Source organism: Celeribacter sp., assembly GCF_048270365.1.
Classification (GTDB): Bacteria; Pseudomonadota; Alphaproteobacteria; order Rhodobacterales; family Rhodobacteraceae; genus Celeribacter.
In genome coordinates, this window is the sequence record NZ_JBLWTA010000007.1 from 121,160 (window position 1) to 140,617 (window position 19,458).

At 60.2% G+C, this 19,458-nt stretch carries 18 protein-coding genes; 10 read left to right on the forward strand and 8 right to left on the reverse strand.

Going from position 1 to position 19,458, the window contains the following annotated elements; all coding sequences use genetic code 11:
- Nucleotides 1-2,394, forward strand: coding sequence for a phenylalanine--tRNA ligase subunit beta (pheT, locus tag ACN0X0_RS11380; protein WP_417279244.1), 2,394 nt, complete (start codon nt 1-3; stop codon nt 2,392-2,394).
- 34 nt (nt 2,395-2,428) lie between these two features.
- On the opposite strand, the gene ACN0X0_RS11385 is transcribed toward pheT, so the two are convergent.
- The 3 genes from ACN0X0_RS11385 to ACN0X0_RS11395 all read right to left on the reverse strand — a co-directional run bounded on the left by ACN0X0_RS11385 (nt 2,429) and on the right by ACN0X0_RS11395 (nt 6,260).
- On the reverse strand, nt 2,429-3,931 hold the full coding sequence (locus ACN0X0_RS11385; RefSeq protein WP_417279245.1) for an ArnT family glycosyltransferase: 1,503 nt from the start codon (nt 3,929-3,931) through the stop codon (nt 2,429-2,431).
- Entirely contained in the window at nt 3,928-5,412 is a 1,485-nt protein-coding gene (locus ACN0X0_RS11390; RefSeq protein WP_417279246.1) for an ArnT family glycosyltransferase, read from the reverse strand. Before ACN0X0_RS11390 ends, ACN0X0_RS11385 begins: the two co-directional genes overlap by 4 nt.
- 146 nt (nt 5,413-5,558) lie before the next feature.
- Complete coding sequence (locus tag ACN0X0_RS11395; RefSeq protein WP_417279247.1) at nt 5,559-6,260, reverse strand: glutathione S-transferase N-terminal domain-containing protein; 702 nt, start codon at nt 6,258-6,260, stop codon at nt 5,559-5,561.
- 161 nt (nt 6,261-6,421) lie between these two features.
- On the opposite strand from ACN0X0_RS11395, the gene mscL reads away from it, so the two are divergent.
- The 6 genes from mscL (at nt 6,422) to ACN0X0_RS11425 (ending at nt 12,885) form a co-directional block, all read left to right on the forward strand.
- Nucleotides 6,422-6,850, forward strand: coding sequence for a large conductance mechanosensitive channel protein MscL (gene mscL / locus ACN0X0_RS11400; RefSeq protein WP_417261231.1), 429 nt, complete (start codon nt 6,422-6,424; stop codon nt 6,848-6,850).
- A gap of 191 nt (nt 6,851-7,041) precedes the next feature.
- On the forward strand, nt 7,042-7,500 hold the full coding sequence (locus ACN0X0_RS11405) for an Lrp/AsnC family transcriptional regulator (RefSeq protein ID WP_167602660.1): 459 nt from the start codon (nt 7,042-7,044) through the stop codon (nt 7,498-7,500).
- Nucleotides 7,501-7,596: 96 nt separating this feature from the next.
- On the forward strand, nt 7,597-8,553 hold the full coding sequence (locus ACN0X0_RS11410; protein WP_417279248.1) for a GAF domain-containing protein: 957 nt from the start codon (nt 7,597-7,599) through the stop codon (nt 8,551-8,553).
- A gap of 136 nt (nt 8,554-8,689) precedes the next feature.
- The gene (gene adh, locus ACN0X0_RS11415) at nt 8,690-10,210 is read left to right on the forward strand and encodes an aldehyde dehydrogenase (protein ID WP_417261229.1); all 1,521 of its coding nucleotides are present in this window, start codon (nt 8,690-8,692) and stop codon (nt 10,208-10,210) included.
- 104 nt (nt 10,211-10,314) lie between these two features.
- On the forward strand, nt 10,315-10,683 hold the full coding sequence (locus ACN0X0_RS11420; protein ID WP_417279249.1) for a DUF779 domain-containing protein: 369 nt from the start codon (nt 10,315-10,317) through the stop codon (nt 10,681-10,683).
- A 231-nt stretch (nt 10,684-10,914) separates the two neighbouring features.
- A complete protein-coding gene (locus ACN0X0_RS11425) occupies nt 10,915-12,885 on the forward strand; it encodes a DEAD/DEAH box helicase (protein WP_417279250.1) in 1,971 nt (656 codons plus the stop codon).
- A 109-nt stretch (nt 12,886-12,994) separates the two neighbouring features.
- On the opposite strand, the gene rpsU is transcribed toward ACN0X0_RS11425, so the two are convergent.
- A complete protein-coding gene (gene rpsU, locus ACN0X0_RS11430; RefSeq protein WP_058263026.1) occupies nt 12,995-13,201 on the reverse strand; it encodes a 30S ribosomal protein S21 in 207 nt (68 codons plus the stop codon).
- Between the two features lie 112 nt (nt 13,202-13,313).
- Here rpsU and ACN0X0_RS11435 point away from each other — a divergent pair, with 112 nt between their 5' ends.
- Together ACN0X0_RS11435 and ACN0X0_RS11440 are read left to right on the forward strand one after the other, a co-directional pair.
- Nucleotides 13,314-14,018, forward strand: coding sequence for a COQ9 family protein (locus ACN0X0_RS11435; protein ID WP_417279251.1), 705 nt, complete (start codon nt 13,314-13,316; stop codon nt 14,016-14,018).
- Nucleotides 14,019-14,023: 5 nt separating this feature from the next.
- Nucleotides 14,024-15,004, forward strand: a complete 981-nt coding sequence (locus ACN0X0_RS11440; protein WP_417279329.1) for an NAD(P)H-quinone oxidoreductase — start codon at nt 14,024-14,026, stop codon at nt 15,002-15,004.
- A 50-nt stretch (nt 15,005-15,054) separates the two neighbouring features.
- Here ACN0X0_RS11440 and ACN0X0_RS11445 read toward each other — a convergent pair whose 3' ends face one another.
- Nucleotides 15,055-15,696, reverse strand: a complete 642-nt coding sequence (locus tag ACN0X0_RS11445) for a ribonuclease T2 family protein (protein WP_417279252.1) — start codon at nt 15,694-15,696, stop codon at nt 15,055-15,057.
- 142 nt (nt 15,697-15,838) lie between these two features.
- Between ACN0X0_RS11445 and ACN0X0_RS11450 the strand changes: the two genes are divergently transcribed.
- Entirely contained in the window at nt 15,839-16,576 is a 738-nt protein-coding gene (locus ACN0X0_RS11450) for a DUF1013 domain-containing protein (RefSeq protein ID WP_417279253.1), read from the forward strand.
- 69 nt (nt 16,577-16,645) lie between these two features.
- Here the strand turns inward: ACN0X0_RS11450 and recR are convergent, their stop codons facing one another.
- From recR to ACN0X0_RS11465, 3 genes are read right to left on the reverse strand one after another with little or no spacing between them, the layout of a single operon-like run.
- Nucleotides 16,646-17,239, reverse strand: a complete 594-nt coding sequence (gene recR / locus ACN0X0_RS11455; RefSeq protein ID WP_417261222.1) for a recombination mediator RecR — start codon at nt 17,237-17,239, stop codon at nt 16,646-16,648.
- A gap of 3 nt (nt 17,240-17,242) precedes the next feature.
- Complete coding sequence (locus ACN0X0_RS11460) at nt 17,243-17,587, reverse strand: YbaB/EbfC family nucleoid-associated protein (protein ID WP_167602651.1); 345 nt, start codon at nt 17,585-17,587, stop codon at nt 17,243-17,245.
- Nucleotides 17,588-17,617: 30 nt separating this feature from the next.
- The gene (locus ACN0X0_RS11465; RefSeq protein ID WP_417279330.1) at nt 17,618-19,450 is read right to left on the reverse strand and encodes a DNA polymerase III subunit gamma/tau; all 1,833 of its coding nucleotides are present in this window, start codon (nt 19,448-19,450) and stop codon (nt 17,618-17,620) included.
- Nucleotides 19,451-19,458: the final 8 nt, after the last annotated feature.

Here is a 19,458-nt window from a genome sequence, read left to right on the forward strand (position 1 = left end):
ATGAAATTCACACTCTCCTGGCTCAAAGAGCATCTGGAAACCGAGGCGAGCCTCGATGACATCCTTTACGCGCTGACCGATCTCGGGCTTGAGGTCGAAGGCGTCGAGAACCCGCGCGACAAGCTTAAGGGCTTTAAACTCGTGAAGGTCAAAGAGGCTGAAAAACACCCCGACGCCGACAAGTTGCGGGTCTGTCAGGTCGAGACGGACAAGGGCATGACCCAGATCGTCTGTGGCGCGCCGAATGCTCGCGCGGGGATCACCGCCGTTTTGGCGAAACCCGGCATGTATATTCCCGGCCTCGACATCACCATTTCCGTCGGCAAAATCCGCGGCGTCGAGAGCCATGGCATGATGGCGTCTGAGCGTGAGCTGGAGCTGTCGGACGAGCACAACGGCATCATCGAGCTGGAAGACGGCGAGATCGGCATGGAGTTCGCCGACTGGCTGGCGAAACATCAGCCGTCGAAAGTCGATCCGGTGATCGAGATCGCGATCACGCCGAACCGCCCCGATGCGTTGGGCGTCCATGGCATCGCGCGCGATCTCGCGGCGCGGGGTCTTGGCACGTTGAAATCGCTCAAGGTCGAGACAGTCGAGGCGAAATTCCCGAACCCAATCTCGGTGGAGATCACCGAACCCGCGAAAGACGGGTGTCATGTGTTTGGCGGGCGTCTGATCAAAGGCGTCAAAAACGGTCCCTCGCCGAAATGGTTGCAGGATCGTCTGACCGCCATTGGCCTGCGCCCGATTTCCATTCTGGTCGATGTCACCAACTTCTTCACCTACGACCGCAACCGCCCGCTGCACGTTTTTGACGCGGCGACGGTGGAGGGCGGTCTGGTGATCGACCGCGCGAAAGGCGGCGAGGAGCTTTTGGCGCTCGACGAGAAGACCTACAAAATGCCCGAAGGCGCGATGTGCATTTTCTCGGGTGGTAAGGTCGAGAGCATCGGCGGCATCATGGGCGGCGAAGAGACCGGCTGCACGGATGAAACCACGGATGTGTTTGTCGAGGCGGCGTTCTGGAACCATCTCGACATCGCGAAAGGTGGCCGTGCGCTCAAGATCAATTCGGATGCGCGCTATCGCAACGAGCGCGGCATTGACTCGGCTTACAACATGCAGGCGCTGGACGATGCGACGGCGATGATTTTGGAGCTGTGCGGGGGCGAGGCCTCTGAGGTTGTGATCGCCGGCGAAGTGCCGGACGTGTCCCGCGCCTATCACCTCGACACCGACCGGGTGCAGAGCCTCGTCGGTATGGACATCCCGGCGGAACGTCAGGTGGCTATTCTGGAGTCCTTGGGCTTTGTGATGGACGGCGATATGGCGCAAGTGCCGAGCTGGCGTCCCGATGTCTTGGGCGAGGCGGATCTCGTGGAAGAGGTCGCCCGTGTGGAAAGCCTCACGCATCTGGAGCCGAAGCCGATGAAACGCCCCTCCGGCGTGGCGAAACAAATCCTGACGCCGATGCAGGTGCGTGAATCTTCTGCGCGCCATCAGGCAGCGGGTCTCGGGTTCAATGAATGCGTGACCTACAGCTTTATCGACCAGAAATCTGCGGAACTCTTTGGCGGCGGCACCGATGCGGTGCGTCTGGAAAACCCGATCTCGTCCGAGATGAGCCACATGCGCCCGGACCTTTTGCCCGGTCTTCTGGCGGCGGCAACGCGCAATCAGGCGCGTGGCTTTGCCGATCTGAACCTCTTCGAATGTGGCCCTGCGTTCTTTGGCGGCGAGCCGGGCGAGCAGCGTGCGCAAATTTCCGGTCTGCGGGTCGGCGCGACGGGGGCGAAAGACGTGCATGGCGAACGCCGCAGCTACGATCTTTATGACGCGAAAGCCGATGCGGAGGCCGTTTTGGCCGCCATCGGCGCGCCCGCCAAGGCGCAAATCCTGCGTGACACTTCGCCGTGGTTCCATCCGGGCCGTTCGGGGAAAATCTGCCTCGGTCCGAAAAAGGTTCTGGCCGAATTCGGCGAGCTGCACCCGAAGGTCCTCAAGGAGATGGGCGTCAAAGGCACCGCTGTGGCTTTCACCGTCTACCTCGAAGAGGCGCCGATGCCTAAAGCCGCGAAAATCGCGCGGTCGGCGTTTTTCACCAATGATCTGCAAGCGGTCGAACGCGACTTTGCCTTTGTCGTCGACAAGGGCGTCAACGCGCTTGATCTGGTGAACGCAGCCGGGGGCGCCGACAAGGCGCTGATCGAAGAGGTGCGCGTCTTTGACGAGTTCATCGGCGGCTCTTTGGGCGAGGACAAGAAATCTCTGGCGATCACCGTGCGCATTCAGCCCACGGGTGGCACGCTCAAGGAGAAAGACCTCGAAGAGCTGTCGGCGAAGATCATCGCCAAGGTCGAAAAAGCCACCGGCGGCACGCTGCGCGGCTGAGGCTCAGGCCATTAGACGGAAAAGAAACGGCGCCTCAGCGGGCGCCGTTTTTTAATGGGATGATGATATAGGGCACATCGCGGGTCACATCGGGGTCTTCGAACCGATAGGGCAGGGTGGCCATGGTCACCGGGCCAAGCTCGGTGGTCTCGGGTGTGAGACCATGGATCGCAAGTTTGCGCGCGATCTTTTCAGGCTCATCGATGCCGATCACGACAATGCGCTCCAGATTCTCAGGGATCGAGCCGCCGGGTTGCGCCGGCAAAGCGGTCCATGAGGGGCGCAGATACTTCAAGTTGCCGGGATAGTAGAAATTGAAACTGACGACTGCGGGCGGCATGGCGCCTTCGGGCAGGTCCTGTTCGATGCGTTGCGCCAGAGCCTCGATGTCGAGAGAGTCGCTGCCCGCGCCGCGCAACCGTGTGTCGGCGATGGCGACAATGATCAAAAGCGCAAGACAGGCGCAAAACCGCAGGAAATTGCGCAAGATACGGGGGCTAAGCGTGGGCGCGACCCAAAGCATGAGGCCAAAGGCGAAAGAGATCAGCAAGGGGATGAGCCAGCGCGCCTGAACGTCTGTGACGCCAAAGCCGATCACCGGAACCGCGACGATGGCCAGACCCGCGAGGCCCGACAGCAGCATCCAGCGCGCGAGCAAGGGCGCGGGACCGATCGCAAAGATGCGCCGCCCATAGGGAAGGCGCAGACAGATCAGTGTTAGAAGGAGCAGGATGAGCCCGGCCAAGGTTTCCAGCAGCATGGTTGTGACACCAATGAGCGAGCGCGGCAGGGCAGTCAGGTCGGAGGGTCTGTAAAGCGTTTCACTGGTCGAGGTCGCCATATCTGGATGGGTCAAAATCCACCCCATGGGCAAGGCCAGAATGGCACAGGCGATGACCAGTGTCAGAAGGAGATCTTTGCGCCAGAACACCCGGCGCACCTCGGGAAAGACGCCAGCGGTCAGCAGCAGAGGCAGGGGGAAGAGCCAGTAGTTATACTTCGTAATGCCGCCAAGCCCGAGCGCCAGTCCCAGCAGGGCCGCATGCGCCAGAGCGTGTTCGCCTTTCTCGGCGGCGGCCAGACGACGGGCGAAAACGTTCAGCGTGGCACCGATCAGGGCGAGCATGGCAATGCTGTGAGACCCGGCGCGTTGCCCCTCCCAGGAAACATTCGGCAGCAACAGCAGGGACAGTGTGATCACGATGGCCAACCGGACCGAAACGAGGCGGCGGAGCCCGTCGAAGGTCAGGGCATAGGTGGCGAAGAGCAGGATGTTTTTGGGCAGCGCGATGGCAAAAGTCGTGGGGCCGAAGAGGTCGAAGGCGAGGGCCTGAAACCAGTTGTAAAGCGGCGTCTGCGGGCCATACCCGAGACGATAGTCCTGCGCGAGGACGAACATTTCCGCTTCGTCGTACTCGAACGTGCCGCCAAGGAGCGTGCGCAAAACGGTGTGAACGGCAAAATAAGCGAAGAGGATGAGGTAAAAGACGTTGGCGTCTCGCCGGTCGTGCGAGGTCTGCGCGCGTGTCATCGTCATTGGTCCACTGTCCCAAGGAGCAGGCGCAACGGTTGGCTGCGCTCGCTATGATGGAAAGGCAGGTCGATTTGCTGACCACTGGCATAGCTGGCCTGTCCTGCATGAGGCCAATCCACCCGGACGGCCAGCTCTTGTAGGGAGGCGTCGGTCTTTGAGGAGCGGCTTATGAGCAGAATATGCTCCGTGGTTTCCGAGCGCGCGGAGGCCGGAAGGTCGGAGCGGATGATCCAATTCGGTCTGATCCGGGCAAGATTGCCGCCAACGTAGAAATCCGCGACGATCAGCGTGTTCTGGGGGAGGTGCATCTCTTCGATCTGCGTCGCAAGCGGGGCAAAGTCGAGGTCGCGCCGGGCACCCTCTTTGTAGCGATCGAGCGACAGCCCTGTGATCACGAGAACTGCCAGAACGGCGAGTGTCGCGCTATAGCCAATGGCGCTGCGCCGCCCCATGCGAGGCGTGAGTCGGAGGAACACGCCGATTACGAGAGGGAGCACAATCGGCAAGAGCCACCGTGGCGTGATATGTCCGACATCGGCCAGCCAAACGAGAATAAGCCCCGCGATGCCCAGAATGACAAATGTGCGCAAAAACAGCGTGGTCACGATATGCGATCCCTCGGCCGATCCCAGGACAGCTTTGGTCTTGCGCGAAAAGGTCCACAACACCCCGGCCACAAGCGCGGGCAGAAGGGTGAGGATCAGCACACCCTGAATGTAGAGGGAGGCCCCTTCCGGGATGATCTGTTTCGCGTCACCGGACATGTCCATTTTGCCGACAGAGGACAGGGAGAGATCTGGGTTGTTGGCCATCCAAAGATAAGGTCCAGCCACAATCACCAGAGCAATAAGAGGGGCAATCAGCGCCCGGCGTGTGAGCATGCGGCGGGTCTGGGCGAGGCTCAGGGTGGCCAAAAGCAATCCGGCCGGAATGGCCCAGAAATTATACTTGGCGATCCCGCCCAGCCCAAGCGCCACACCGAACAGCACCCAATGCCGCCATTGGCCGGTCTTCAGAGCCCAAAGATAGGCGGCGAAACTTGCGGAGATGGTCGCCAGCAACATGTTGGAATGCGTGGTCGCGCGCTGTGCCTCCCAGGCAATATCCGGGATGAGGAACAAAGAGACTGCCGTCAGTGCCGCCACGCGCGCCGGAACAAAGGCGCGCAAGCCGAGGAAGAGACAGGCGTAGGTGGCCCAGAGCAACAGGTTCTTAAGCAGGGACAAGGCGAAAAGCGTTTCGCCAAAAAGCGCAAACAAAACGGTTTGCAGCCAATTGTAGAGCGGCAATTGCGGCCCGTAGCCCCAGCGCAAGCCGGGCGTCATCAACAGCATCTCCGCCTCGTCGGTTTCAAGCGCGCCGCCAAGGATCAGCCGCAAGGCCAATTGCGCGAGGAAATAGGCGGTGATGACCACGAAAAACAGACGCGTGATGCGGTGCGTGTCCGCAGGGTGGGAAAGGCGGGCCGAGGGTGTCTGTGTCATGGCTGCTCTCTGAGGAGATTTTCGCTCACCCTAAAAGACTTTGTAAAAAAGCTGAATCGCAAATTTTCTGCGATGGCGGTGGAGAGGCCTCCGAAGCCGATGGCGCGAGCTACGGCGTCGGATGTGCCTCTCTTGTTTCTCAGGGCTTACTCCGGGCGCGGCGGAATGTTGATGGCCTTGGCCACCGCAGGACGCGCATAGAAGCGCTCGACATAGGCCGGTACGTTTTTTAGGTCGTGATAGCCCAGCACCTCTTTCGCACCATAGAATTCAAGGCCGTTGATCCAGGGCGCAAGGGCCATATCGGCGATGGAGTACTCGCCCACGATCCAGTCGCGGCCCTCGAGGCGCTGTTCGAGGACGTTCAAAAGACGTTTGCTCTCGTTGATATAACGATCACGTGCGGTCGGGTCTTCCATCGCGGCGCCCGCGAATTTGTAGAAGAACCCGAGTTGGCCGAACATCGGGCCGACGCCGCCCATTTGGAACATCAGCCACTGGATCGTCTCGTAGCGGGTTTTCGGGTCTTTCGAGAGGAACTTGCCGGTCTTCTCGGCCAGGTAAATCAGGATCGCGCCGCTTTCGAACAGTTCGATCTGTTCGCCCTCCGGCCCGTTCGGGTCGATGATCGCGGGGATTTTGTTGTTCGGGTTGAGGGCGAGGAACTCCGGGCTTTTGACATCGGCGTCGGCGAGCGTCACGAGATGCGCCTCGTAGTCTAGGCCCATTTCCTCAAGCGCGATGGAGACTTTGACCCCATTGGGCGTGGGGTAGGAATAAAGTTGAAGTTTTTCAGGGGTTTCGGCGGGCCAGCGGGCAGTGATCGGATGGGTGACGGATTGGGTCATTCAGGTCTCCTACGAGGCGGGTTCGGCATTTGTCTGGTTTCAAACTATTGCTTTTGCGGTTTAAAAAAACCGCTGCACATGTGCGCCATTGTGCTATGCAATGTGCACAGCCGTATCTCGCAGGTGCGGCATCCTTCTCTAAGTTGTGTGGGGCATTCCAAATGTTAAAAGAATTCAAGGCGTTCATCGCCAAGGGCAACGTCATGGATATGGCTGTCGGCATCATCGTCGGCGCGGCGTTCACTGCGATTGTCAAATCCATGGTCGACGACCTGATCAACCCGATCATCGGGATTTTCACCGGCGGTCTCGATTTCACCAACCGCTATGCTGTGATTTCCGGCGATGTGGCGGCGGGCACCTCTTTGGAGGCGGCGCGCGAGGCGGGGGCGTCGATTTTCGCCTATGGCTCGTTCTTCATGGCCGTGATCAACTTTCTGATCATCGCCTTCGTGGTCTTCATGCTGGTGCGCTATGTCAACAAGGTGAAGTCCCTGGCCGAGAAACCGGAAGAGGTTGTGCCCGAGGTGCCGGCCGGTCCGTCCGAGCTTGATATCCTGATCGAAATCCGCGACTCGCTCAAAAAGTGAATCACTTAGGTGACTGATAAGGCCCGTTGGACAGATCCAACGGGCCTTTTTGCTGGCGCCTTCCGGTCACCAACAACGGGGACACATCTATAATACGCAGGCACGTTCGGTTTCCGCCGCCGCTTGTCGTAAAAAAATAAACGTGAAAGATTATGGTCAAAATGACCGCGTAATCGGGAGAAATGCGCAACATGACGAAGCTCGACGACACAGATCGCCGCATTTTGCGCATTTTGCAGCGGCGTGGCCGGATTTCGAACGCCGATCTGGCGCAAGAGGCCAATGTGTCGAGCTCGGCCTGTCATCGCCGGGTGCAGCGTCTGGAGGCGGAGGGCATCATCCGCGATTACGTCGCCCTTCTGGACCCACGCCATCTCGATCGCCGGGCAACGGTGTTTGTCGAAGTGACCCTGACCAGTCAGGCGGACGATATTCTGGCCGCTTTCGAGAAGGCCGTGCGCAATATGCCGGACGTGTTGGAATGTCATCTCATGGCGGGCAAGGCGGATTACATCCTCAAGGTGGTGTCCGCCGACACCGACCATTTCGCCGAAGTGCACCGCCAACTCGTGCGGCTGCCGGGGGTTCAAACGATGCAGTCGTCTTTCGCCATGCGCACGGTGTTCAAGACCACGGCTCTCCCGGTTTGATGCCGGTTCAACAGGCTCACGCAACCGGGATTTGGCGAAGCGCTCTTCCCTATGGTAAGGCTAACACAAGCCGCGTTTGGGAGGAGGCGGCGAAAAATGCGCACAAGTCACGCTGATCACATCATTTCTGCCGTCGAATCAGACACGGTCGGGACGCGTCTGACCGCGAGTTGGCGACGTTCGATGAAGAAGCACGGGCTTGATCCGACCCGCACGCCGCAGCCAAGACGGTTCTCCGATCTCGAAATCCAGGAACGTCGCGCGCGGCTGGAAGGCTTCATGGATTTGGCCACGCCTAAGCTCGATCACCTGTTCCAGATGGTGGGCAACACCGGCTGTTCCGTGTTGATGACGGATCGCGATGGCGTCATTTTGGATCAGCGCTCGAAAGATGCCGACAGCGACACGTTTCAGGCCTGGGGCCTTTGGGCGGGTTTCGATTGGTCGGAACAATCCGAGGGCACCAATGGCATCGGCACCTGTATCGCCGAAGGCCGCAATCTGATTATTCACCGCGATGAGCATTTCATGAGCCGCAACACGGCGATGTCCTGTATGGATTCGCCGATCTTCGGGCCCGATGGCGAATTGATCGCGGCGTTGGATGTGTCCTCCTGTCGCGCCGATCAGACGGAGGCCTATGCAAGGTTGATCGCGGGCGTTGTGGCGCAAACCGCGAAACAGATCGAAACGGAGGCTTTCCGCGCGGCCTTTCCAAAAGCCCGGATCATCGCAGGGCCAGAGGATCGCCCCGAGGGCGCGGTCTTGCTCGCCGTGGATCAGGACGATCTCGTGATCGGGGCCACGCGGGCGGCGCGCCGGGCCTATGGCTTGGGGCTTGGTACGGTGATCGACCCGCGTCCGGCCTCTGATATTTTGGGGCGCGATAGCTCCGTCTCCGCCCTCGAGCGCGCCGAACGCGCCGCGCTCAAACGGGCCATTGCGCGGGCGGGCGGCAATATGTCGGCTGCGGCGCGCGAACTTGGGATCGGACGCGCAACCCTCTATCGCCGGATGAAACGGCTCGGGATCGGCGAGAACGGCGAAAATTGACACGCACCTGTCTCAGAGGTGAGACATTGCTGCGCTGCGTCTACTAAAGTCGGGGGTGACCCGAGTTAAGTGAGCGGTCACCTTCGGATCATAGGCTGACGTGGAGGACGTCATGCCAACACTCGAGGAGGACCCCATGAACGTACAAACCGAAGCCAGCGCAAAATACGCGTCGCCTTTCAAATCCCGCTATGACAACTTCATCGGCGGCAAGTTCACCCCGCCCGTCAATGGCCGCTATTTCGACAACACCACGCCGATCACCGGCGAGAAAGTGTGTGAAGTGGCCCGTTCTGACGCGGCTGACATCGAATTGGCGCTGGACGCCGCCCATGCTGCGAAAACGGCTTGGGGCCTGACCAGCGCGACGGAACGCTCCAACATCTTGTTGAAGATTGCCGACCGTATCGAAGAGAATCTCGAAATCATCGCCACCGCTGAGACCTGGGACAACGGCAAGCCGATTCGGGAAACCATGGCCGCCGATATTCCGTTGGCGGTTGACCATTTCCGCTACTTCTCCGGCGTGCTGCGCGGTCAGGAAGGCTCGATGTCCGAGATCGACGCGGACACCGTGGCTTACCACTATCACGAGCCGCTGGGCGTTGTGGGCCAGATCATTCCGTGGAACTTCTCTATCCTGATGGCGGCGTGGAAACTTGCTCCGGCTCTGGCTGCGGGCAACTGTATCGTGATGAAACCGGCGGAACAGACCCCGGCTGCGATCATGGTGATGATGGAACTCATCGCCGATCTGTTGCCGGCTGGCACGCTCAACATCGTCAACGGCTATGGCGCCGAAGTGGGTGCCCCGCTGGCCCGTTCGCCGCGCATCGCGAAAATCGCCTTCACCGGCTCGACGGCAACCGGCCGCATGATCATGCAATACGCCACCGAGAACCTGATCCCCGTGACGCTTGAGCTCGGCGGCAAATCCCCGAACATCTTCTTCTCCGACGTGATGCGCGAAGACGATGCCTTCCTCGACAAAGCTGTCGAAGGGTTCGTGCTCTTCGCCTTCAACCAAGGTGAGGTCTGCACCTGCCCGAGCCGCGCGCTCATTCAGGAAGACATCTACGAAGAGTTCATCGAACGCTGCATCGCCCGTGTGAAAGCCATCAAACAAGGCGATCCGCGCGACATCAACACCATGGTCGGCGCGCAAGCGAGCTCCGAGCAGCAGGAAAAAATCCTGTCCTACCTGACCATCGGTCGCGAAGAAGGCGCCGAAGTTCTCGTGGGCGGCGATGCGGCCAAGTTCAACGGCGATCTTGCCGGTGGCTATTACATCCAGCCGACGATCCTCAAAGGCCACAACAAGATGCGTGTGTTCCAAGAGGAAATCTTTGGCCCGGTTGTCTCCGTGACCACCTTCAAGGATGAAGAAGAGGCGCTTCAGATCGCCAACGACACCATGTACGGCCTTGGCGCCGGTGTGTGGTCGCGCGATATGAACACTTGCTACCGCTTCGGGCGTCACATTCAGGCCGGTCGTGTTTGGGTGAACAACTACCATGCTTACCCGGCTCACGCGGCCTTCGGTGGCTACAAACAGTCGGGTGTGGGCCGTGAGAACCACAAGATGATGCTCGATCACTACCAGCAGACGAAAAACATGCTCGTCTCCTACAACCCGAACAAGCTGGGCTTCTTCTAAACCCAGCTCCCGCTAAGCCCGGGTTCCTGGCTTATCCCGGGGCATATGCGCATACCTCCTCCCCCCTTGGGTGCGCATATGCCCCGCTTTCGAAAGTCGGAACAATGCCCCTTGATCGCGTGATCCTCACAGACGCCGCCCGCAGCCTTCTCGATGAGATTGTCGCGGAGCATGGTCCCGTGATGTTCGTGCAGTCGGGCGGATGTTGCGATGGCTCCTCGCCGATGTGCTTCAAGGATGGCGACTATTTGATCGGTGCGCGTGACATCAAACTGGGCGAGGTCGCGGGCGCGGCGGTTTGGATTTCCGAAAGCCTGTTCGAGATTTGGCGGCACAGCCAGATGATCCTGGATGCAGGCCCCGGCCACGGCGCCGGGTTTTCGCTGGATACCGGGCGGGGCAGGTGTTTCCTGTCGAGGTCCCGCGTGTTCACGGATGAGGAATGGGCTGAGATCGAAGCGGCTGAGGCCTGATCTGTGCTTTGGCCCGAATACGGCTGACCGCTCTCTGGCGCATTCACCTTAATCTGATGAACCTTAACGCTCGGGAAATCTTCTCTTTGGTCTTTTCCGTGGTAAAAAAATTCAGTCCGCCTGCCTGCCGGATCCATCCCTGATGCGGCTTTCTGTGGACTCCCACGCCCAAACCCGCTAAACGACGCTATCTTGCGCCTGTGTTTGGGCGCCCATACGGATTTTCCCCTGATGCTGACGCCCCTTTCCGACGCGCTCGCCGAGCGCGGTTTTGACACACTTACCGACGTGCAAACTGCCGTCACCGCCCCCGAGCTTGCGGAGGCGGATCTTTTGGTGTCGGCCCAGACGGGTTCGGGCAAAACCGTGGGCTTCGGCCTTGCCATCGCGTCGACGCTTTTGGGCGATGCGGAGCGGTTCGATCATGCCGGAAGCCCGCTGGCTCTGGCCATCGCTCCGACACGCGAGTTGGCGATGCAGGTGGCCCGCGAGCTTGAATGGCTTTACGGCAAGACCGGCGTGCGCATTTCGACCTGTATCGGCGGCATGGACGCCCGCACCGAACGCCGCAGCCTCGAGCGTGGCGCGCATATCGTCGTCGGCACGCCGGGTCGTTTGCGCGACCACATCACGCGTGGTGCGCTGGACCTCTCGGATATTCGCGCCATCGTGCTCGACGAAGCCGACGAGATGCTCGATCTGGGCTTCCGTGAAGACCTCGAATTCATGCTCGGCGAAGCGCCCGAGGACCGTCGCACGCTGTTGTTCTCTGCAACCGTATCGAAGTCCATCGCCGAGATTGCCAAGACGTATCAACGCGATGCCGTGCGCGTCACCACGATCAGCGAGCGCGAACAGCACAGCGACATTTCCTATCAGGTGATCCAATGTGCGCCGCGCGATTCCGAGCACGCGATCATCAACCTCCTGCGCTATCACGACAGCCAGACCTCGATCGTCTTCGCCAACACCCGCGCCGCCGTGGCGCGTTTGACAGCGCGGTTCTCGAACCGGGGCTTCGCCGTTGTGAGCCTTTCGGGCGAGCTGTCGCAAGACGAGCGTAGCCACGCGTTGCAGGCGCTGCGCGATGGGCGGGCTCGCGTCTGTGTCGCCACCGACGTGGCCGCACGCGGGATCGACTTGCCCAATCTGGAACTGGTGATTCACGCCGATCTTCCGACCAACACTGAGGGTCTTTTGCACCGCTCCGGTCGGACGGGGCGCGCCGGTCGCAAAGGGACCTCGGTCCTGATCGCGCCGGACAATGTGGCGAAAAAAGCCGCACGTCTGTTGAAATGGGCAAAGATCGACGCGGAATGGAAATATGCGCCGACTGCCGAGGAAATCCTCGCGCTCGATGAAAGCCGCTTGATGGACGATCCGGCTTGGGCGGCGGAGCTGACGGAAGGTGAGTTGCAATTTGCCGAAAAACTTCATGATCGTTTCACGCCTGAACAGATCGCGGTCGCCTGTCTGCGCCTCTATCGCGCGGGGCTTTCCGCGCCTGAGGAGTTGAATGTCCATACAGCAAAACGCCCGCAAGACCCGCGTGCGGAATTCGGTCCGTCGGCTTGGGTGTCGCTGTCGGTCGGGCGCAACCAGCGCGCTGAGCCGCGGTGGCTTTTGCCGCTTCTGTGCCGCGCAGGCAATCTGGAGAAAGCCCAGATCGGCAAAATCCGCATGGAGGACGATGAGACCTTTGTGGAGCTGAAAGAATCCGCTCTCTCGGGCTTCATGGATCATCTCGGCCCCAATGCGTCGCTCGAAGATGAGATCACCGTGACGGCTCTGCCCGGCGCACCGGCCTTTGCGCCGCGTCAAAGCCCTGCGGGGCGTCCCGGTAAAGGCGCTCCGAAGAAACGCTTCGACAAACCTCGTGGGAATACCTCGTCGCAGGAGTATTTCGAGGGGCAGGAGCGCTCGCCACGCTCTTTTGACAAAAAGCCCGCGGCCCAGGCGTCCAACAAGAAGCCCTATGAGAAAAAGCCGCGCAAAGAACGCGACGATGCGGTTCATGCGCCTGCCAAGCCTGCGCGTAAACCGCGTGCTGCGGGTGCTGCTCCGGCTGGGGCCGGCAAGCCCAAGGCCAAATTCGAGAAGCCGAAATTTGACCGCTCCAAACCGGCAGGCAAAAAGCCGCATCGCAAAGGTGGCAAACCGCCCGCACGCGGGGGCGATGCCACGCCGCGCCGCAAGGGCTAAGGCGCGGTCTGATCGAAGACAAAAACAAACCCCCGGAGCATGCGCTGCCGGGGGTTGTATTTTTTATATATCCCGTAAGGGATCGTTCGAAACGTCGAACTCGCTCTAATTAGAGCATGCCTTCGCGCTGAGCTTTTTTACGAGCCAGCTTGCGGGCACGGCGGACGGCCTCGGCCTTCTCGCGCGCTTTCTTCACGGACGGCTTTTCGAAATGTTGCTTGAGCTTCATTTCACGAAAAACGCCTTCACGTTGAAGTTTTTTCTTCAGAGCCCGGAGGGCCTGATCGACGTTGTTGTCACGAACGCTAACCTGCATGTGGTGTCACCACCTTCCTAAGTTAGATTTGCAAAAATTGCAGGAAGTGGCCGTATAGCAAAGTCATCCTAGCTTGTCTACTATGCCCGAGACCGTGAAGGAGGACAAAGACATGCCAACCACCGCTTATCCCGATCCGACCCGTGAAAAACTGCTCGATGCGGCGCTGATTCACGTGGTGTTCGACGGTTGGGGGCCTGAGACCTTCAAAGCCGCCGTGGCTGATTCGGACGTCTCCGAAGGTTTGGCCAAGGTCGCAGCCCCGCGTGGATCGGTCGATCTCGCGGCGGCCTATCACAAACGTGGCGACCGGGAGATGGTGGTGGCTCTGGAGGCGGCAGATCTCTCAGACATGCGGTTTCGCGACCGGATTGCCCATGCGGTTTGGATCCGATTGCAATCGGTGGATCGCGAAGTGGTGCGGCGTGGCATGTCGCTTTTCTCGCTGCCGATCTATGCACCTGAAGGGACAAAGCTGCTGTGGGAAACAGCGGATACGATCTGGACCGCTTTGGGGGACACGTCAGATGACGTGAACTGGTACACCAAACGCGCGACGCTGTCGGGGGTCTTTGCCTCAACCGTGCTGTTTTGGCTCGGCGACGACAGCGAAGGGTTTGTCGACACCAAGGCCTTTCTTGACCGTCGCATCGACGATGTGATGCAGATCGAAAAAGCCAAAGCCACGGTGCGGGGCAACAAGGCACTGTCTGCCATGTTCGCGCTGCCCAATGCGGTCTTGTCGAAGGTCAAGGCGCCTGCGGGTGTGGGCCGCAGCGATGTGCCGGGCACGCAGAGCACGGGAGATGTGGAATAATGAGTTTGCCAGCGATGATGCGTGCGGTCGAAATTTCCGAAGCTGGGAACCCTGAGGTACTGAAACCCTGCACGCGCCCTGTGCCGACGCCCAAAGCCGACGAGATCGTGATCAAATTGGCTTATGCTGGCGTGAACCGGCCTGACGCGCTGCAACGTGCCGGGCTTTACAATCCGCCCCCCGGTGCGTCGGACCTTCCGGGTCTCGAAGGCGCGGGGGAGGTTGTCGCCGTGGGCGCTGCGGTCAGCGCGTGGCGCGTCGGTGATCAGGTCTGCGCGCTCTTGCCCGGCGGCGGCTACGCCGAATATGTCGCGACACCTGCGGCACATGCTTTGCCCGTGCCCAAAGGCATGTCCATGAAAGAGGCCGCCTGCCTGCCCGAGACATTTTTCACGGTCTGGTCGAATGTCTTCATGCGCGGCGGCTTGCAGGCCGGAGAACGGTTTCTCGTGCATGGAGGTTCGTCCGGCATCGGCACGACCGCGATCCAATTGGCACGGGCCTTTGGTGCGCGGGTGTTTGCCACTGCGGGCTCAGCGGAGAAATGCAAAGCCTGCGCAGGGCTGGGCGCCGAGCGCGCGATCAATTATCGCGACGAGGATTTCGTCGAAGTGGCGAAAGCCGAAGGCGGTATGAACCTGATCCTCGATATGGTCGGTGGCGACTATATCTCCCGCAATATCAAGGCGCTGGCGATGGAAGGCCGTCTGGTCAACATCGCCTTTCTGCAAGGCTCGAAAGCCGAAGTGAATTTCGCGCAGGTGATGATGAAACGCCTGACGCTCACCGGCTCGACGCTGCGTCCGCAATCGGATGAGGCCAAGGCCAAGATCGCCTCGGCGCTTTTGAGCAAGGTTTGGCCGCTCATCGAAGCGGGGCAGGTTGGTCCGGTGATGGACAGCACCTATGCCTTGGATGATGCCGCGAAAGCGCACGCGCATATGGAAAGCGGTGCGCATATCGGCAAGATCGTACTGGAGATTTGAGTATTTGAGGCACAAAGGAAACCGCCTCGTCTCCTTTGTGCCAGAAATACTCAGTCGATGGCCTCAAAAAGCGCATCGTCCAGCGTGCAGTCTCGGATGACATCCGTGCCGCATTTGCGCGGCTCCAGATCGCGGGTCAGGCAGATGCGGACTTCTTGGATGCGCGAGGCTTTGCAGGTCACGGTGATTTCGTTGGGCTCAAACGCGGGGTTGTCTTTGAGAAAGGCGTCCTCAATCACGGAAGCGGGGAGTTTCACGTCGTCCTTAAGTTTGCGAAACACCTCGGGACGGGTGATGCGGGTGTAGGCTTCGCGGGACAGTGCGAGGAAATCTTGCGACGACAGGCCGGAGCAGCGGCCGTGTTTCTTCCATTGATACCAAGCCGCCCCTGATGTGCCCATGATGTCGGCCATGGCGGCGGTTTCGCGTTTCGACGGGTCATGGGCGGTGGTGTTGCAATAAGACGGCCAGCCGCGCTCGTATTGCGGCCAGAGGCCATGGAGCACCCAGCCGAAGTTCTGATCGCATTGCGGAGAGTTGCGCGCCTCGCCCTCAAGCGCGCACCATGTCGGAGACCAGGACAGCGCCAGCACGTAATAGTCGAAATCTCCCGCAGGTTCGCCATCGGCGAAACCGGGCGTGGCAGTCAAAAGTCCAAGCCCCACAAGGGCACTCACGATGCGGTGACGCATTTTCTCTTTCCTCTTTTCTCGATCCGCACTATACAGCGCCCAAGTTCCCCGACAACGAGAACCGTCCCCAGCCGGGGAAAGCCCTTTGAGGCGACGGGAAAGGTGTATCCGGGGAGAGCCGCATTTTTAAGGAGTGTGACCCATGGCAAAACCGATTATGGCAAAGGCCACCGCTGTTTGGTTGGTCGACAATACCACGTTGAGCTTCAAACAGATCGCCGATTTCTGTGGTCTGCATGAGCTGGAAGTTCAGGGCATCGCCGACGGGGACGTCGCCGGCGGCGTGCGTGGGTTCGATCCGGTGTCGAACAATCAATTGACTGCCGAAGAGATCAAAACGGCGGAAGAAAACCCGATGCACCGTTTGAAACTCAAGTTCAACGCGGCCGCTCAGGGCGAAGAAAAACGTCGTGGTCCGCGCTACACGCCGCTGTCGAAACGTCAGGACCGTCCGAATTCGATCCTTTGGCTGGTGAAATTCCACCCGGAATTGTCCGATGGTCAGATCGCGAAACTCGTGGGCACCACCAAGCCGACGATCCAGTCGATCCGCGAGCGCACTCACTGGAACATCGCCAACATGCAGCCGATCGATCCGGTGGCTTTGGGCCTGTGTAAACAGACTGAGTTGGACGCTGCGGTTCAAAAAGCGTCGAAAAACCTCGCGGCTGGTATGACGGATGACGAGCGTCGCAAGCTGTTGTCGACCGAAGATTCCCTGTCTGCCGATGCAGATGAGCCGAAAATCCCGACCGCGATTTCCGGGCTGGAGACCTTCTCCCTGTCGCAAGACGACGAAGACGAGCGTGACGAGAGCGTTCCGGATGCCGACAGCTTCTTCAACCTTCCGGATTCGGATGACGAGGACGACGACGCCTAAGAGGCGCCTCCTCTGTAAAAACAAAACCCGGAGCTTCGGCTTCGGGTTTTTTTGTTATTGGATGAGGTTTTAGAGGCGTTTGCGGGCCGTGAGCGCGGCGGTGATCGTGCCGTCGTCGAGGTAATCAAGCTCGCCCCCGACCGGCACACCTTGGGCCAGAGAACTGACCTCGCAGCGGCCTGACAATTCGTCGGAAATGTAATGCGCGGTGGTCTGGCCATCGACGGTGGCGCCCAGGGCAAGGATCACTTCGCGCACTTGTTCATCGGCCACGCGTTGCACAAGCAGAGGAATGCGCAGCTCCTCCGGCCCGATGGCATCGAGCGCCGAGAGCGTTCCGCCCAGCACATGGTAGCGGCCTTTGAACACGCCCGCGCGTTCCATCGCCCAAAGATCGGAGACATCCTCAACAATACACAATTCGCCATTGGCGCGGCGCTCGTCGGCGCAGATGTCACAGAGATCGCCGGTGCCAATATTGCCACAGCGCAGGCATTCGCGCGCGTTGTCCGCGACCTGTTGCATCGACTGCGCCAAGGGCTGCATCAACCGTCCGCGCTTCTGGATCAGGTGCAAAACGGCACGCCGCGCCGACCGAGGCCCAAGCCCCGGCAAGCGCGCCATCAGATCAATCAGATCCTCGATGTCCTGCCGTCCGCTCACGTTTTAGAACGGCATCTTGAAATCAGCCGGAAGGCCAAGGCCCTCGGTCAGGGATTTCATTTCGGTTTCGGATTTCTCGGCGGCTTTCGCCTGGGCATCCTTGATTGCGGCGAGGATCAGATCCTCGACCACTTCTTTCTCGTCGGGATGGAAAATCGACGGATCAATGTCCAGCGCCGTGAGTTTGCCCTTGGCGGTCGCCGTGGCTTTCACGAGACCCGCGCCGCTTTCGCCCACCACGGTCATAGTGTCGAGCTTTTCCTGAAGCTCGGCCATATCCTTTTGCATTTGCTGGGCTTTTTTCATCATCCCGGCCATATCGCCGAGGCCGCCGAGGCCTTTTAACATCACGTTTCTCCTAAATCATGTGGGCCGCGTTCACTCTTCGAACGGGTCCCATTCATCTTCGACTTCCTGAAGCGCCTCAGTGGCGGCCTCAGAGGCAATTTTTTCCGGGGTGCGAATATCGGAGATTTTCGCATCGGGGAACAGCTCGAACACTTTCGCGACGATGGGCTGTTTCATCGCTTCGGCACGCAGCGCCATCTCTTCGGCGTGTTCGATCTCGTAGATCGTGCGGACGTCTTCGGGGGCCTCCGCGATGGTGATCATCCAGCGCACGCCGGTCAGGCGGTGAAGGCGATCTGCAAGGCGCGGCGCAAGGTCCTGCGCGGCTTTGCCCCAGGGTTGAAATTCGATCCGCCCCGGCGCGTAGCGTGCGATGCGCATATTCTCTTTGGCCTCGATCAAAAGCGTGCCGGCACGGTGTTCTTCGAGCAGGGCGACGACGCTTTCGAAACTGGTGAAGCGGGCGAGAGAGGCCTCTGGAGCCAGAGCCGTTGCGGTCGCGGCGCCGGACGACATGGTCGCTCCGTGGACCGGGCCGCGTGGCGCCCCCCCTTGCGCACTGCCTTGCGCATGTGTCGAACCGCCACCCGCAGGCGCGCCACCTCCCGCCGGACCCGAAGGAGGACGCGGCGGCGGGTTTTGTTCATTGAGCTTGCGCACCAAATCTTCGGGCATCGGCAGGTCGGCGACATGGGTGAGCCGGATGATCGCCATTTCAGACGCCATCATCGCGTTGGGTGCGGCGGAGACCTCTTCGATGGCTTTCAAAAGCATCTGCCACATGCGCGACATCACTCGCATCGGCAGTTTTTCGGCCATTTCAAGCCCACGCGCGCGCTCGTCGGGGCCAATGGTGGGGTCTTCGGCGGCGGAGGGCGTGATCTTGATCACCGACACCCAATGCGTGATTTCGGCCAGATCGCGCAGCACGGCCAGAGGGTCGGCGCCGTCGGCATATTGCCCGCCCAATTCCTCAAGCGCGCCTGCGGCATCGCCCGCCATGATCATGTCGAAGAGATCGAGCACACGACCGCGATCTGCAAGGCCCAGCATGGCGCGGACCTGATCGACGGTGGTCTCGCCTGCGCCGTGAGAGATGGCTTGATCCAAGAGAGACAGCGCATCCCGCACCGAGCCTTCGGCGGCGCGGGTGATCAGCGCCAGCGCGTCCTGCGCGACTTCTGAGCCTTCTTTCTCGGCAATCCCGGAGAGGTGGTTCATCATCACCTCCGGCTCGATCCGGCGCAAATCGAACCGCTGGCACCGCGACAGCACCGTCACGGGAACTTTGCGAATCTCCGTGGTGGCGAAGATGAATTTGACGTGGGCGGGCGGCTCTTCGAGGGTCTTCAGGAGCGCGTTGAACGCACTCGTGGAGAGCATGTGCACCTCGTCGATGATGTAGATTTTATAGCGCGCCGATGCCGCTCGGTAGTGCACCGAATCGATGATCTCGCGAATGTCGCCAACACCGGTGCGCGAGGCAGCGTCCATTTCCATCACATCGACATGGCGTCCCTCGGAAATCGCGACACAATGTTCGCAGGTGCCACAGGGTTCCGTGGTGGGCCCACTGGTGCCGTCCGTGCCAATACAGTTCATGCCCTTGGCGATGATCCGCGCGGTGGAGGTTTTGCCGGTGCCGCGAATGCCGGTCATGATGAACGCCTGCGCAATCCGGTCGGCGGCAAAGGCGTTTTTCAGGGTCCGCACCATGGCGTCCTGACCGATCAGATCGACAAAGGTTTCCGGGCGGTATTTGCGCGCCAGTACCTTGTAGCCGGTGGTGGTGTCGGTCATGCGAGGGCCCTTTTCTGTGTTCCGCTCTAAGGTAAGGGCGGGGACCTCTCCCCGCAACCTCATTTCAGAGC

Excerpts from the sequence above, each read along its gene's own strand:
- ACN0X0_RS11460 (WP_167602651.1), bottom strand. The coding sequence starts at position 17,587 with ATGTTAAAAGGCCTCGGCGGCCTCGGCGATATGGCCGGGATGATGAAA.
- ACN0X0_RS11450 (WP_417279253.1), top strand. The coding sequence starts at position 15,839 with ATGGCAAAACCGATTATGGCAAAGGCCACCGCTGTTTGGTTGGTCGAC.
- ACN0X0_RS11395 (WP_417279247.1), bottom strand. The coding sequence starts at position 6,260 with ATGACCCAATCCGTCACCCATCCGATCACTGCCCGCTGGCCCGCCGAA.
- adh (WP_417261229.1), top strand. The coding sequence starts at position 8,690 with ATGAACGTACAAACCGAAGCCAGCGCAAAATACGCGTCGCCTTTCAAA.
- ACN0X0_RS11410 (WP_417279248.1), top strand. The coding sequence starts at position 7,597 with ATGCGCACAAGTCACGCTGATCACATCATTTCTGCCGTCGAATCAGAC.
- ACN0X0_RS11420 (WP_417279249.1), top strand. The coding sequence starts at position 10,315 with ATGCCCCTTGATCGCGTGATCCTCACAGACGCCGCCCGCAGCCTTCTC.
- ACN0X0_RS11445 (WP_417279252.1), bottom strand. The coding sequence starts at position 15,696 with ATGCGTCACCGCATCGTGAGTGCCCTTGTGGGGCTTGGACTTTTGACT.
- ACN0X0_RS11385 (WP_417279245.1), bottom strand. The coding sequence starts at position 3,931 with ATGACGATGACACGCGCGCAGACCTCGCACGACCGGCGAGACGCCAAC.
- pheT (WP_417279244.1), top strand. The coding sequence starts at position 1 with ATGAAATTCACACTCTCCTGGCTCAAAGAGCATCTGGAAACCGAGGCG.
- rpsU (WP_058263026.1), bottom strand. The coding sequence starts at position 13,201 with ATGCAGGTTAGCGTTCGTGACAACAACGTCGATCAGGCCCTCCGGGCT.
- ACN0X0_RS11425 (WP_417279250.1), top strand. The coding sequence starts at position 10,915 with ATGCTGACGCCCCTTTCCGACGCGCTCGCCGAGCGCGGTTTTGACACA.
- mscL (WP_417261231.1), top strand. The coding sequence starts at position 6,422 with ATGTTAAAAGAATTCAAGGCGTTCATCGCCAAGGGCAACGTCATGGAT.
- ACN0X0_RS11435 (WP_417279251.1), top strand. The coding sequence starts at position 13,314 with ATGCCAACCACCGCTTATCCCGATCCGACCCGTGAAAAACTGCTCGAT.
- ACN0X0_RS11465 (WP_417279330.1), bottom strand. The coding sequence starts at position 19,450 with ATGAGGTTGCGGGGAGAGGTCCCCGCCCTTACCTTAGAGCGGAACACA.
- ACN0X0_RS11405 (WP_167602660.1), top strand. The coding sequence starts at position 7,042 with ATGACGAAGCTCGACGACACAGATCGCCGCATTTTGCGCATTTTGCAG.
- ACN0X0_RS11390 (WP_417279246.1), bottom strand. The coding sequence starts at position 5,412 with ATGACACAGACACCCTCGGCCCGCCTTTCCCACCCTGCGGACACGCAC.